Source organism: Hyphomonas sp. L-53-1-40, assembly GCF_000682775.1.
Taxonomy (GTDB): domain Bacteria; phylum Pseudomonadota; class Alphaproteobacteria; order Caulobacterales; family Hyphomonadaceae; genus Hyphomonas.
In genome coordinates this window covers 1-12,794 of sequence record NZ_AWFI01000006.1, presented here as the reverse complement: position 1 = coordinate 12,794, position 12,794 = coordinate 1, and the positions used below count along the sequence as shown (strand labels likewise).

Genomic DNA, 12,794 nt, shown 5'->3' with positions numbered 1-12,794 from the left:
CGGATTTCAGAAAGGCGCTATATAGCGGCTCGTTGCCTCAAACCCTAGGGGTCATTTGCCGATGCAGAACTGGGAGAACACTGCACCGAGCACATCTTCTACGCCGACTGAGCCGACAACCGCTCCAAGATGCCGGATAGCCAGGCGCACGTCTTCCGCTGCGAGTTCCGGACCGGTGCCAAGCTCCAGCGCATCCCGCGCAGCAATGAGGCAAGCGAGTCCATCGACCAATCGGGCGCGATGCCGGGCGCGTGTAATGACCGGCGCTTCAACAGATGCAGCCTTGTTGGAAATGAAGTCCGCCAGTGCGGCTTCGAGTTCGGGCACGCCATCGCCATCTTTCGCGGAAATCTTGTAGTCGTATTCTGGGAGACCGGCGGCCAGCTCGGTATCAGCCTTGTTTACCACGACTATATCTGTCGTTTGGCGGAACAACGAGTTCAACACACCCAGCTCAGGTGCGCCCCCATCAACCATAAACAGGCGCAAGTCGGCCTCAGCAGCCACGCGTTCTGCCCGCCGAACGCCCTCGGCTTCAATCTCATCTTGGGTCTCACGCAAACCGGCCGTGTCGGACAGCCAGACTACCTGTCCGCCCATCACGCGCCGTACCTCAATCACATCGCGGGTTGTGCCCGGGGTTGATGTCACAATCGCCGCGTCGCGTCCGGCAAGGCGGTTGAGCAGGGTCGACTTTCCCGCATTCGGCGCGCCTATAATGGCGATGCGAAATCCATCCCGGATCTTCTCGCCGATTCCGCGATCCCCAAGCGCTTCCTCGATTTCGTGAATCAGTCGGGTCAGCTTCCGGATGACCGGTGCCGTGGTTTCCTCGGGTGCATCTTCTTCGTCCGGAAAGTCCACAACCACTTCAATCAAGGCAAGTATGCCCGTCAGGTCAGCCCGCCATTGGTCGTACTTCTCGGTCAGACCGCCCGTCAGTTGCCGAAGAGCCTGGGCTTTCTGCGCATTGGTCTCTGCTTCGATAATGTCAGCGACGCCTTCGGCCTCGGTCAAATCGATCTTGCCCGCTTCAAAGGCGCGTCGCGTGAACTCACCCGGCTCAGCCAAGCGCACTCCAGGCTCACTCGTCAGTGTACTGATTGCATGGGTTATGACGGCTGGACCGCCATGCAGGTAAAGCTCCAGCGTGTCTTCACCGGTATAGGAATGCGGCCCGGGCATGAAGACGACGAGTCCCTCATCAATGAGATTTCCATCCTCGTCGCGAAATTTCGTCAGAGTGGCATGACGGGGTTCCGGCAGGCCGCAATCGAGCAGGGAACCTGCCAGTTTCCAGATCCGGTCTCCTGATAACCGGATAATACAGATAGCTGCTGGGGGCTGGCCCGAGGCGAGGGCGCAGATCGTGTCGCGCTCGCTCATGGCCAGGCTCGCTCCGCTAGTTCTTCATGGCTTCGAAGAACTCATCATTGTTCTTCGTCTGGCGCAATTTATCCAGAAGGAAGTCGATTGCATCATTCGTGCCCATTGGGCCAAGGATGCGACGCAGAATGTAGATCTTGGACAGCTGGGCAGCTGGCGTGATCAGTTCTTCTTTTCGCGTGCCAGATTTCATGATGTCGATGGCCGGGAAGGTCCGCTTGTCGGCGATCTTGCGATCCAGCACGACTTCTGAGTTACCCGTACCTTTGAATTCCTCGAAGATGACTTCATCCATGCGGCTACCGGTATCGATCAGGGCAGTGGCAACAATGGTCAGCGAGCCACCATTCTCGACATTCCGCGCCGCACCGAAGAAACGTTTGGGGCGCTGCAACGCGTTGGCATCCACACCACCGGTCAACACTTTACCAGAGCTTGGAACGGTCGTGTTGTAAGCACGGCCAAGACGCGTGATCGAATCGAGCAGGATGACGACGTCACGCTTGTGCTCAACGAGGCGCTTGGCTTTTTCGATTACCATTTCGGCGACCTGGACGTGACGTGTGGACGGCTCATCAAATGTCGAAGCCACGACTTCGCCCTTCACCGTACGTCGCATGTCAGTAACTTCTTCGGGACGCTCATCGATCAACAGGACGATCAAATAGCATTCAGGATGGTTTTCCTCGATGGCGGAGGCGATGTTCTGGAGCAACACCGTCTTACCGGTCCGCGGAGGCGCAACGATCAGCGCGCGCTGACCCTTACCGATGGGCGCGACAATGTCGATGACACGTCCTGAACGATCCTTGCGAGTTGGATCCTGGCTTTCCATGCGCAGACGCTCTTCGGGATAAAGCGGAGTGAGGTTGTCGAAGTGAACCTTCTTGTTGGCCTTATCCGGTTCCTCGAAATTGATGCGCGAAACATCCGTCAGCGCGAAGTAGCGTTCATTGTCCTGCGGCGCGACGATCGGCCCTTCGACAGTATCACCAGTCCGGATGTTACCCTTCTTCAGAACTTCCGGACTGACATAGATATCGTCTGGTCCGGGCAAATAGTTGGATTCCGGTGAGCGCAGGAAGCCGAAGCCATCAGTCAGAACTTCCAGCACGCCCTGGCCCGTGATTTCTACTTCGCTATCCGCCAATTCCTTAAGGATTGCGAACAGCATGTCCTGTGTCCGCATGGACGAGGCATTCTCGACCTCCAGCTCTTCAGCATAGGAGAGCAATTCCTCTGGCGATTTTGCCTTGAGATCGCTGAGTTTTACACTGGTGATGTCGTCGAGCATGGAAGAGGCCATGGATGAATTCCGGATGAGGGGCCGCCGTCATGTGTGTCGGCAACCGGATTTTGGTAAATTGGGAGTTCTTCGCCCGCGCAAGGACTGCGCAGCGGTTTTTCCGCTTATGGGGCCAGAATGGTCAAATCGTCAAGGGGTTGGGCACGGGGCCCGCCTAAAGCGGCCTGACGATCACCATGATAACGACGCCGATCATCAGCAGGAAGGGCACTTCATTCAACATCCGTAGGCGCTTGGCGGGAATCCCGTCGCCTCCTCGGTCAATCTTCTTTCCGACACCGATGAAATAACCGTGCAGACCGGACAGGATCAGCACGAGCAGGAGTTTTACATGCATCCAAGGCATGCTCAGCAAGCCTTGATTCATAACAAGCATGGCAACGCCAAGCACCCAGACGAGGATAAGGCTGGGATTCAGGATGATCATGCGCAACTTGTTCGATGCTTCTTTCATCGTCTCGAAAAGAGGCTCGCCCGGCTGGCTGGAAAGTTGATGAATTTTGTAGCGGGGATAAACGAGCAAGCCGCCCATCAGCGCTATCACGAACACAACATGCGCTGCCTTCACCCAGAGATACAGCATCAGGCGACGTCCTTGCGAACGGGATTGGCGCGTTGGCCGACTTTCGGATGGGGTGTGCGGTTCGGGCAATTCTTCCAGTCGCCGGGGCAAAGCCGGGAGTCTGCGCATGATCGGATCTGCAAGTCTTGTCCCATTGTCTTCAGCACTTCATCGCGCAGCATGGAGATAAACTCCTCATGCACGCCCAGCGCTTCCACGCGGGTATAGCTCGCGGCGCCGTGCTCTTCAGCCACAAGTCGGTACTCTTCGCCAAGTTCCACCAGTGTCTCGATATGCTCGGAGACAAAGGCAATGGGTGCAATCAGGATGTTCTTGCCTTCCTTGGCCGCTTTTTCGATTTCGTCCTCGGTCGGCGGGCCAATCCATTTCAGCGGTCCCACGCGCGACTGGTAGCATGGCACAATCTCCCAGTCGGTCGGCACCCGCCCGGCGATCATCTCTGCCATGGCCTCGCACTGCCACTGGTAGGGATCTCCATCCTTCACGATTTTTTCCGGCAAACCGTGCGCTGACAGGAGAAGACGAACATTGCCGGGTTCACCCGCAGCTTTGTGTGCCTTCATGATCTGGTCCACATGCGAGGAGATCAGGCCTTCGGCGAAGGGATAGCAGCAGATTGTCTTAGCAACACCCTTGTAAGCCTTGTTCCAGGCCGTGAGGGACGAGCCTGTCGTCGTTGTGGAAAACTGCGGATAGAGCGGCAACAAGATGACTTCGTCTGCGCCCCAGGCTTTTACATCAGTCGCGGCTTCTTCAGTGAAAGGGTGCCAATAGCGCATCGCAATAAAACACCTGACCTCATCCTCAGGCAATTTTTCCTGCAGAGATGCCGTAAGCGCATCCGCCTGTTTCTGAGTCTCAGGCAAAAGCGGTGACCCACCGCCAGCATCCATCATGGCGTAATTCTTGATCACTGATGGCGCGCGGGTCGTGGAGATCAGCCGAGCGAGAAACCAGCGAATGGGCAACGGCGCGCCAATAATGGCTGGATCTCGGAACAGGTTTTTCAAAAAGGGTTTCACGGTCTTGTCCGAATCCGGTCCTCCCAGATTGAACAGAACTACGGCGATCTTTCGGCCCATGATTTTCTAGCCCTTCCGAATGATTTCCAGCACGCGCTCAACATGCGCGATCGGCGTTTCCGGCCGGATACCGTGTCCAAGGTTGAAGACATGCGGCCGGCCTTCGTAGGCAGAGATAAGCTCGCGCACCCGATCGTCGAGTCGCTGACCGCCCTCAATCAGCAGAAGTGGGTCAAGATGTCCCTGTACCGGAAATCCGGCGGGCAGGGCAGCATTCACAAAGGCTGGCACTGCGGACGTATCAAGCCCGACGGCCGTGATACCCGTCTCCTGAACATATTCCGGCAGCATGGCAGACGCGCCGCGCGGAAATCCGATGATGGGAACCGTGACACCCATTTCCCTCAGTCGTGCGACCAGTTTTTTCGTAGGCGCAATGATAACTTCCCGGAAGATGTTATTGGGCAGACCCTCGGCCCAGCTGTCGAACAACATCAATGCGTCTGCGCCGGCTTCCACCTGCGCGGCCATATAGTGCGCTGTTGCTTCGCTGATGAGATCCAACGCTTTCGCCAATTCATCCGGCTTGCCATGTGCCCATCGCCAGGCGAGCGACTTGTCTGTCTTGCCGCGACCTTCGATAGCATAGAGCCCGACCGTCCAGGGTGATCCGGCAAAACCAATCAGGGCTGTGTCATCGGGCAAGGCGGCTTTCACACGAGAAACCGTCTCATAAACCGGAGACAATCGATCAGCCGCTTTCTGGGGTGTGACCTTTGCCAAATCAGCTGCTGTATCGATTTGCTGAACAATAGGTCCAATACCTTTTTCGAACCGCACACCCAGACCCATTGTGTCGAGGATCAGCAAAATGTCTGCAAACAGGATTGCTGCATCCATGCCATAACGACGTACTGGCTGAAGCGTCGCTTCCGCTGCCATTGAAGGCGTGTAGCAAAAGTCGAGAAAGTTCTTCGCGCGTGCTCTCAGCTCGAGATATTCGGGAAGGTGACGACCAGCCTGTCGCATCATCCATACCGGAGGTGGGGAAACCACCTGTCCCTCGAGCACCTGAATCAGCTTAGGCTTGGCGTTCATGCCTCAGGCCCCCTTCCATCCCAAAATCAAACAAAGCCCGTCAGGGCGCTTATAACTATTAGACCGTGTAATTCGTGGAGAAAGGCCACACACAGGAATTGTCCAGCTAAATCCACAGGCGAGTCACAGGGTGTCGCACCCCGGTAAGGTTTCGTTAACTGTCGATTTTATCGAGGTTAACGATGGGTTAACACCCCAGTTGGAGTCACAGATGCGAACGAAAGGGGATTCTGCCGGAGTCGAATTCGCAGGCTGTGACTCGATTGTGAATCCATTTGGGGAAGATCCTCTATCCACAGACGACTCACAGGTCTTGTGTGTTTTGCCAACCTCGGCAACACAGGGGCCATGAACAAGCCACTCGCCCGCCTAAGCATATACTTCAACGTTCACCTGGTCTCTGACAGTACCGGTGAAACCCTGAACGCCATCCAGCGCGCTGCCTGTGCGCAGTTCAAGAATGTTCAGCCCCTAGAGCACAATTATTATCTGGTCCGCTCAGAACGCCAGCTAGAACGCGTGATGAGGGAGATCGAAGCTGCACCGGGTGTTGTCTGGTACACAATCTCAGACGAGACACTGCGATCAAAACTCGAAGCGTTTTGTCGCGAAAAGGGCGTATCCACTTTGCCCGTACTGGATGCCTCCGTTGCCATGCTGGGCCGACATCTCGGTGTGTCGGCGAATCGGATCGTCGCGGGACAGCACGCATTGGATGATGACTATTTCGAGCGAATGGAAGCGATCAATTTCACGCTCGCGCATGATGATGGCCAGAATGTCGATGGGCTACGGAATGCTGATGTGATCCTGCTTGGTGTCAGTCGTACGTCCAAGACGCCGACCAGTGTCTATCTTGCGAACCGCAAGGTAAAGGCCGGTAATATTCCGCTGGTTCCCGGTGTTCCGCTTCCAGGATTCGTGGAAGAACTTGGTCCGAAAGGCCCCTTGATCGTTGGCTTGAAAATCAGCGCCGAGCGCCTCGTCCAGATCCGACGGCAGAGACTGATCTCCCTGCAGGAAGACGAACACACAATCTATGCGGATGAAGCGGCCGTGCGTGATGAGGTGACCCAAGCCAATCGTCTGTTCCAGCGCAACAAGTGGAAGACGATCGATGTGTCCCGCCGGTCTGTCGAGGAAACTGCTGCCGCTATCCTGAACTTGCTGAATGAGCGGAACGCCCAACCATGAGCCAGCGCATCATTCTAGCATCCGGCAGTCAAAGTCGGCGAGCCGTGCTGACCGCTGCCGGCATAGAGGCGGACACGATCAAGCCGAATGTGGACGAAGACGCAGCCAAAGCCTCGTTCCGCGCGAGCGACATGAAAGTGCGCGACCAGGCGATGCAACTTGCCGAACTAAAATCGGTGAAGATTTCGATGCGCGAACCGGGCCTGGTGATCGGTTGTGACCAGATGCTTTCACTCGATGGAGAGGCGTTCGACAAGCCGGTTGACCTTGCCGATGCTCGGAATCATTTGGTGAAGCTGTCCGGCAAGGCGCACACATTGGAAACGGCGATTGTTATCAGCGAAGAAGGGAAACCCGTCTGGCGTCATCTGGCGAGACCGAAATTGACTGTTCGCCCACTGAGTGATGCCTTCATCGACACCTATGTTGGATCGGTCGGAGAACCGCTCTTGTCGACAGTCGGCGCCTACCAGCTTGAAGGGCTTGGCGTGCAATTGTTCACACGGATCGAAGGCGATTACTTCTCAATTCTGGGATTACCTCTTCTTCCGCTGCTGGACTATTTGCGGACACGAGGAGTGTTGCTGTCATGACAAAACTCTATGGCGTCGTCGGCGATCCGGTCAGTCATTCCCTGTCACCTGTGATTCATAATGCGTGGATACGCGAGCATGATATCGACGCGACCTATGAGGCTATGCATATTCCGAAGGGTGAGTTTGCGGATGGCCTGTCGTCTCTGGAAGAACGTATGGCGATGGGCCTGAACGTGACCTCTCCTCACAAGGAAGATGCCATAGCGCGGGCAGAAGGCACAAGCGATGTTGCGCGCCGCATTGGAGCAGCGAACACTCTGGTTCGACTGAAGTCTGGCGGCTGGCTAGCGGAAAATACCGATGCCCCTGGTTTTACTGAATCCCTCGCCCAGGCGAACATTGAAATAGCTGATCAGAATGTCTGCCTGCTGGGAGCAGGGGGGGCCGCTCGAGCGGTTGCGCTGGCATTATCAGACATGCGGGCAACTCTGACGATCTGTAATCGAACGCGATCCCGCGCAGAGGATCTTGTGAAACATTTGAACATTGATGCTGATATCCGAGATCTGGAGCATGCCGAAGCAGAGATGGGCAAGGCAGACGTGGTGATCAACACGCTGAGTCTTGGCCAGACGGGCCAGTCTCTTGACCTACCGGAAGGTAAGCTTCGGACGTTTTACGATATTTCTTATGGCAAGCCTGCCAAGGCGATATTGGCGCAGGCGGATACGGCCGGGTGGAAGCCAATGGATGGGCTGAGCATGCTGGTCGCGCAAGCGGCATTCAGTTTCGAACTCTGGTTCGGAGTTCTGCCGGATATGGAGTCTGCGATGGCTCGCTGTCGTAAACTGGTGGAGGCAACCACATGATCGTCCTTGGGCTGACAGGATCCATCGGCATGGGTAAGTCTGCAACAGCGGATTTGTTTCGTGACGAGGGTGTTCCGGTCTACGATGCCGACGCGGCTGTTCACGCACTTTATGCCAAGGGTGGGGCTGCCGTTGCACCGGTCGAGGCGGCTTTTCCGGGGGTGATGGTCGACGGTGCGATCGACCGGATGGCTTTGCGCACACATGTGCTGGATGATGCTGAGGCGATGCGGAAGCTTGAGGCCATTGTGCACCCCCTCGCTGGTGATGCCCAGAAGCAATTTCGGGACAAGGCGCGCGAGGATGGCGCACGTTTCGTCGTGCTGGATATTCCACTTCTGTATGAGGTTGGCGGCTATGCGTATTGCGACTATGTTGCGGTGGTCACAGCGCCAGCAGAAGTACAGCGCGAACGGGTATTGTCGCGGCCGGGCATGACGGAGGAAACATTCGAGTCAATTCTGGCACGTCAGATGCCGGATGCAGAAAAGCGCGCCAAGGCCGACTTTATTATCTCCACAGCGCATGGTTTCGAGTTTGCTGCCGACTGTGTTCGCGCCATAGTATCCCTGATGAATCGTTTGGTTGAAGAGGCAAATTCATGAGTGAAGACATTCGCGAACTGGCATTCGATACTGAGACGACCGGCTTGCACCATCTTGAAGGGGACCGAGTGATCGAGATTGGGGCGGTCGAGATGATGAATCATATCCCGACAGGTCGCACGTTCCGGACCCTGATCAATCCTAAACGTTCTGTATCGGAGGATACGGTGCGTATCACAGGCATCACGGATGACGATCTGAGGGATGCTCCCTTCTTTGAGCATCCGTCTGTTGTAGACGCGTTTCTCGAATTCCTAGGCGACGCCACGCTTGTAGCGCACAATGCCGGATTTGACCGTAACTTCCTGAACATGGAGCTGGAAAAATGCGGACGTCCGCCAATCCCTGAACCTCGCTGGATCGATACGGCGCAGATGGCCAGGAAGAAATATCCCGGCGCACCTGCAAACTTGGATGCGCTATGTCGCCGGTTTGAAATCTCGCTGGAGAGCCGGACATTTCACGGCGCGCTGCTGGATAGCCAATTGCTGGCCAGTGTCTATCTGGAGCTGCTTGGCGGGCGGGCGCATGCCTTTACGTTCGAGAGCGAAGAAGAGCTCACGCGCGGTGATCGCAAACGTTCCGCCCGGCAACGGCCGGTGCCGCTGGAATCTTTCATCTCCGACGAAGAGCGCGCCGCCCACTCTGCCTTTGTCGACAGTCTGGGCGAAGACGCCATCTGGAAAAAGTTTGGCTGATCAGGCCTGGCTGGTCGGCGCAGCAGGCGGCGTCTGACCGCCTTCGGCTGCGGCGCGCTGGTATTGCGACTGGTAGAGTTGCACAAAGTCGACCGGATCGATCAGGAGCGGTGGGAAACCACCTTCGCGGGTGATTTCAGCAATGATGCGCCGCGCGAATGGGAAGAGCAGGCGTGGGCACTCGATCAGCAGCATCGGTTCCATCTGGCCCTGCTGGGCGTTCTGGATCTGGAAGAGGCCGGCATAATCGAGTTCGCAAATGAACAGGACAGCCTGTTCGGCGGTCGCCTTGGCAGAGAGCTTCAGCGAGACTTCGTAAAGGCCATTGCCATCTGCGTGCGGGGTCGCGCCGACATCAATGCCGAGGTCTATATTTGGCTGGGCTTGCACCGGGCCGACGCCGGGATTCTCGAATGACAGGTCCTTGATATACTGTCCAAGAACGCGCATGGCGGGCGCCTGAGGCGGCGTGCCCTGCGGTTGGGGGTTTTGCGGTGCGCTGGCATCTGTCATGCTGATCCTCCCTGAATCTGAAGCCGCGCGCCTAGCATGTGGCCCCCTAAGGCGCAACGTATCACTGGCATCATTGGGCTGTTCGCCCTATTTATGGTGTTACGCAATCCATCGGAGGAAGTTACGCGTCCATGTTTGATCCTGTGATCCAAGTTGTGATCCTTGCGGCCATCGCGCTGTTTGTCCTGTTCCGCCTCTATACGGTGCTCGGACGCGGTGAGGACAATTCTCCTGTGCAACGCACTCAGCCGGCCAAGCCACGCCAGGTTGATCCTGGCGCAAATGACTTGCCATTGCCCAATGCCGACAATGACCGTCCGATCTTTACCGGCCCGGCAGCAGGCGGGTTGGAAGACATCTACAATGCTGACAACAGCTTCAATGAGGCGACGTTCATGCGTGGCGCGAAGGCGGCCTACACGATGATCGTGACTGCATTTGCGGCGGGCGATCGAGATACGCTGCGGCCTTTGCTGGACGACGACGTCTATGAAGCCTGGGACCGCGCGATTGCGGAACGCGAAACGACCGGCGCCTCGGCGTTTGACCTCCTGCGCATTCGTCGAGCTGAAATCGAAAGCGCCGAGATGGATGGTAATATGGCGCGCATCTGGGTGCGCTATGAAGCCGAACTGGGCGATGGTGAGACGACCCGCACGGCGCGTGAGCTGTGGGCTTACATGCATGATGTGACCGCAAACGATCCCAATTGGATCCTCGATGATGTCGAAGAAGCCAAATAGGCAGTCTTCCACCACAAAGCGCGCATCCGGGGCGTGACAGCCCGCCCGAAAGCATTCCATAAATGGCGCCATGCTTCGCCGTATCCTTCTGTTTGCCAGCGCGCTTGTTCTGGCCTCGTGCCAGTCTGCGTCGCCACCGCCGGCTCCGTCGCCCAAGCCGTCTCCGACCCGGCCTGTGGATGTTGGCCCGTTGCCGCCAGCTGCGATTGAGCGTCCGGCGAGCTTCCGGGAGTTGCCGAACTGGGATGTGGCACCCATCGAATTGCCGCTGAGTGCGTTCAAACGGTCATGCGTGAAGCTGCAGGACCGGTCGGCCGGGGACTTTATGGCCAATGTCGCCCCCTGGGCCGGATATGTTGCCGAGTGGCTGCCAGCCTGTGATGCGGTGAATGATGCGCAGGATGATGAGAGTGCAAGGCGCATACTGGAATCCCTGTTTACCCCGGTCGAAATTTCCGATCCGTCCGGCAAGAGCCGCTTCACGGGCTATTTCGAGCCGCTTTACGAGGCGCGCTACACGCCGACGCCGCCCTTTACCGAGCCTGTGCCCGCGCTGCCCGCCGATCTCGTGCCGAATGGCGCAAGTCCAAAACAGCGCCTGCGCAATGGCGCGCTGAGGCCGTATCCTTCCCGCGCTGAAATCACGACGTCGGGCGTCAGCGCGATTGCCTATGCCCACCCGGCCGATGTGTTCTTCCTGCAGATCCAGGGCTCGGGCCGGTTGCAGTTCCCTGACGGGCGTACCGTGCGGGCAGCCTATGCGGCGCATAATGGCCACCCGTTCCGGTCGACAGCCAACTGGCTGATGGAAACCGGCCGGATCACGGCGGGCGAGGCCAGCATGCAGGGCATACGTGCCTGGATGGACCGGGCCGGGCCGGTTGAGACACGTATGGCGATGAACCAGAATCCGCGCTTCGTGTTCTTCCGCGCCCTGCCGGAAGGGGATGCGGCGCTCGGACCGGAAGGGGCGCAAGCCGTGCCGCTGACGCCTTTGTCGTCGATGGCTGTGGATACCGATATCCATCCGCTGGGCGTGCCGATGTATGTGCAGACAACCGCGCCGGGCCTTGGCGGAGACTGGGCAGGCATGCTGGTTGCGCAGGATACGGGCGGCGCGATCAAGGGCGCAGTGCGCGGCGACCTCTATTTCGGCACGGGCCCGGAGGCGGGCGAGCGCGCCGGCACGATGAATGCGCCGGGCCGGTTGTGGGTGTTCCTGCCCAAAGGCGTGGCAGCGCGAATCCACATGTCTGACATGGCAACGCTTGGGTTCCATGCGGGCGCGCCGTAAGAGTGCGGTCATGACGAAACGCCGCCTGACCCCGGAAGAATCCCGTGCCTGGTCGCGCGTGGCCAGCACGATCAAGCCGATCAGCCCGGCAAAAGACAATCTTGAAGAGTTCGAGCGCGCGCTGGAAGCCGGCGAGCCGGTATCGCCAAACCGCGCCCGCAAGTCTTCCGCTGCCGGATTGATCGCTGCGGCGGGCCGGGCCCCCGAGAAACCCAAGGTCACGGCGCGGGCCGCCGACCGAAAAGGCGAGAAACGCGTCAAACGCGGGCGGCTGGAACTTGCCGGAAAAATCGACCTGCACGGCCATACTCAGGCGTCTGCCGAAGCGATGCTGGGAAGTTTCCTGCAGCGCAGCCGGGCAGAGGGTGCGCGCTGTGTGTTGGTGATTACAGGTAAAGGGCGCGGGGGCGAGGGGGTTCTGCGTCGGAATTTCCTGGATTGGGTTCAGGGACCGTCGGCCAGTCATCTTGTGTCGGGCTATTCAGAGGCGCATGCGCGTCATGGGGGCGCGGGGGCGTTTTACCTGTTTCTCCGGCGGGCCGGCGCGCCCGGAACTCCTCGGACAGGGCGTTGAGCCTCCGCATGGTTTCCGCCTCTTGCGCTGCCAGCACTTCAGGGCTGAGGGAGTGCATGATCTGTATGGGGCCATAGAGATTGTCCAAAGGACGTTGTTCGAAGGCATCCACGTCAGCGTGCAGATAGTCCCGGTCTTTCGTGATGCGCCGCAGATACTTCACGATGGTCCGGTGACTTTGCAAATTATAGGTCGGCTGGAATTTCCGACGGAACGTGTTGCGGTGGCGGGCTTTACGTCTTGGCATCGACAGGTCTCCTCCGAGTGGATTCTCGTTTCAGCACTCCAAGCCGGCCTGGCGCGCGCCATCCGGGTATCTCGTAGTCGGCCCCTCACGGAACCGTCGGCGCGGCAGGCGCCGTGGCGCTCCGCC

General features: G+C 58.1%; 14 protein-coding genes. 8 read left to right on the top strand and 6 right to left on the bottom strand.

Translation table 11 applies throughout. The annotated features are described in order from the left end of the window. Nucleotides 1-51: 51 nt before the first annotated feature. From mnmE to hemE, 5 genes are all read right to left on the bottom strand, one after another. Complete coding sequence (gene mnmE, locus L53_RS05665; RefSeq protein ID WP_034813056.1) at nucleotides 52-1,386, bottom strand: tRNA uridine-5-carboxymethylaminomethyl(34) synthesis GTPase MnmE; 1,335 nt, start codon at nucleotides 1,384-1,386, stop codon at nucleotides 52-54. 16 nt (nucleotides 1,387-1,402) lie between these two features. Then, complete coding sequence (rho, locus tag L53_RS05660) at nucleotides 1,403-2,692, bottom strand: transcription termination factor Rho (RefSeq protein WP_369794153.1); 1,290 nt, start codon at nucleotides 2,690-2,692, stop codon at nucleotides 1,403-1,405. A gap of 154 nt (nucleotides 2,693-2,846) precedes the next feature. Continuing rightward, nucleotides 2,847-3,275: a CopD family protein gene (locus tag L53_RS05655; RefSeq protein ID WP_034813053.1), complete on the bottom strand. Its 429-nt coding sequence runs from the start codon at nucleotides 3,273-3,275 to the stop codon at nucleotides 2,847-2,849. Beyond that, nucleotides 3,275-4,357 carry a ferrochelatase gene (gene hemH, locus L53_RS05650; protein WP_051607637.1) on the bottom strand — a complete coding sequence of 361 codons (1,083 nt, stop codon included), beginning with the start codon at nucleotides 4,355-4,357 and terminating at the stop codon, nucleotides 3,275-3,277. The genes L53_RS05655 and hemH overlap by 1 nt, the downstream gene beginning before the upstream one ends. A 6-nt stretch (nucleotides 4,358-4,363) precedes the next feature. Further along, a complete protein-coding gene (hemE, locus tag L53_RS05645; RefSeq protein WP_034813051.1) occupies nucleotides 4,364-5,395 on the bottom strand; it encodes a uroporphyrinogen decarboxylase in 1,032 nt (343 codons plus the stop codon). Nucleotides 5,396-5,743: 348 nt separating this feature from the next. Between hemE and L53_RS05640 the strand changes: the two genes are divergently transcribed. The 5 genes from L53_RS05640 to dnaQ are packed head-to-tail and all read left to right on the top strand — an operon-like array spanning nucleotide 5,744 to nucleotide 9,297. Then, a complete protein-coding gene (locus L53_RS05640; protein ID WP_034813100.1) occupies nucleotides 5,744-6,589 on the top strand; it encodes a pyruvate, water dikinase regulatory protein in 846 nt (281 codons plus the stop codon). Continuing rightward, nucleotides 6,586-7,182: a Maf family protein gene (locus tag L53_RS05635; RefSeq protein WP_034813048.1), complete on the top strand. Its 597-nt coding sequence runs from the start codon at nucleotides 6,586-6,588 to the stop codon at nucleotides 7,180-7,182. The genes L53_RS05640 and L53_RS05635 overlap by 4 nt, the downstream gene beginning before the upstream one ends. Beyond that, nucleotides 7,179-7,994: a shikimate dehydrogenase gene (gene aroE, locus L53_RS05630; RefSeq protein WP_034813046.1), complete on the top strand. Its 816-nt coding sequence runs from the start codon at nucleotides 7,179-7,181 to the stop codon at nucleotides 7,992-7,994. Before L53_RS05635 ends, aroE begins: the two co-directional genes overlap by 4 nt. Beyond that, entirely contained in the window at nucleotides 7,991-8,599 is a 609-nt protein-coding gene (gene coaE, locus L53_RS05625) for a dephospho-CoA kinase (RefSeq protein ID WP_034813042.1), read from the top strand. Before aroE ends, coaE begins: the two co-directional genes overlap by 4 nt. Continuing rightward, nucleotides 8,596-9,297, top strand: coding sequence for a DNA polymerase III subunit epsilon (gene dnaQ, locus L53_RS05620; protein WP_034813039.1), 702 nt, complete (start codon nucleotides 8,596-8,598; stop codon nucleotides 9,295-9,297). Before coaE ends, dnaQ begins: the two co-directional genes overlap by 4 nt. Here dnaQ and secB read toward each other — a convergent pair whose 3' ends face one another. Further along, nucleotides 9,298-9,810 (bottom strand): protein-export chaperone SecB, encoded by a 513-nt coding sequence (gene secB, locus L53_RS05615; RefSeq protein ID WP_034813037.1) that lies wholly within the window; start codon nucleotides 9,808-9,810, stop codon nucleotides 9,298-9,300. 131 nt (nucleotides 9,811-9,941) lie between these two features. On the opposite strand from secB, the gene L53_RS05610 reads away from it, so the two are divergent. The 3 genes from L53_RS05610 to L53_RS05600 all read left to right on the top strand — a co-directional run bounded on the left by L53_RS05610 (nucleotide 9,942) and on the right by L53_RS05600 (nucleotide 12,421). Further along, complete coding sequence (locus L53_RS05610; protein ID WP_034813033.1) at nucleotides 9,942-10,553, top strand: Tim44/TimA family putative adaptor protein; 612 nt, start codon at nucleotides 9,942-9,944, stop codon at nucleotides 10,551-10,553. Between the two features lie 70 nt (nucleotides 10,554-10,623). Beyond that, a complete protein-coding gene (locus L53_RS05605) occupies nucleotides 10,624-11,847 on the top strand; it encodes a murein transglycosylase A (protein ID WP_034813029.1) in 1,224 nt (407 codons plus the stop codon). A gap of 10 nt (nucleotides 11,848-11,857) precedes the next feature. Beyond that, nucleotides 11,858-12,421, top strand: a complete 564-nt coding sequence (locus tag L53_RS05600; protein ID WP_034813097.1) for a Smr/MutS family protein — start codon at nucleotides 11,858-11,860, stop codon at nucleotides 12,419-12,421. Nucleotides 12,422-12,794: the final 373 nt, after the last annotated feature.

What these genes read in the sequence shown, in the direction of transcription:
- coaE (WP_034813042.1), top strand. Translation starts at nt 7,991, where the DNA reads ATGATCGTCCTTGGGCTGACAGGATCCATCGGCATGGGTAAGTCTGCA.
- hemE (WP_034813051.1), bottom strand. Translation starts at nt 5,395, where the DNA reads ATGAACGCCAAGCCTAAGCTGATTCAGGTGCTCGAGGGACAGGTGGTT.
- L53_RS05600 (WP_034813097.1), top strand. Translation starts at nt 11,858, where the DNA reads ATGACGAAACGCCGCCTGACCCCGGAAGAATCCCGTGCCTGGTCGCGC.
- L53_RS05610 (WP_034813033.1), top strand. Translation starts at nt 9,942, where the DNA reads ATGTTTGATCCTGTGATCCAAGTTGTGATCCTTGCGGCCATCGCGCTG.
- rho (WP_369794153.1), bottom strand. Translation starts at nt 2,692, where the DNA reads ATGGCCTCTTCCATGCTCGACGACATCACCAGTGTAAAACTCAGCGAT.
- mnmE (WP_034813056.1), bottom strand. Translation starts at nt 1,386, where the DNA reads ATGAGCGAGCGCGACACGATCTGCGCCCTCGCCTCGGGCCAGCCCCCA.
- L53_RS05655 (WP_034813053.1), bottom strand. Translation starts at nt 3,275, where the DNA reads ATGCTGTATCTCTGGGTGAAGGCAGCGCATGTTGTGTTCGTGATAGCG.
- L53_RS05640 (WP_034813100.1), top strand. Translation starts at nt 5,744, where the DNA reads ATGAACAAGCCACTCGCCCGCCTAAGCATATACTTCAACGTTCACCTG.
- dnaQ (WP_034813039.1), top strand. Translation starts at nt 8,596, where the DNA reads ATGAGTGAAGACATTCGCGAACTGGCATTCGATACTGAGACGACCGGC.
- L53_RS05635 (WP_034813048.1), top strand. Translation starts at nt 6,586, where the DNA reads ATGAGCCAGCGCATCATTCTAGCATCCGGCAGTCAAAGTCGGCGAGCC.
- secB (WP_034813037.1), bottom strand. Translation starts at nt 9,810, where the DNA reads ATGACAGATGCCAGCGCACCGCAAAACCCCCAACCGCAGGGCACGCCG.
- aroE (WP_034813046.1), top strand. Translation starts at nt 7,179, where the DNA reads ATGACAAAACTCTATGGCGTCGTCGGCGATCCGGTCAGTCATTCCCTG.
- hemH (WP_051607637.1), bottom strand. Translation starts at nt 4,357, where the DNA reads ATGGGCCGAAAGATCGCCGTAGTTCTGTTCAATCTGGGAGGACCGGAT.
- L53_RS05605 (WP_034813029.1), top strand. Translation starts at nt 10,624, where the DNA reads ATGCTTCGCCGTATCCTTCTGTTTGCCAGCGCGCTTGTTCTGGCCTCG.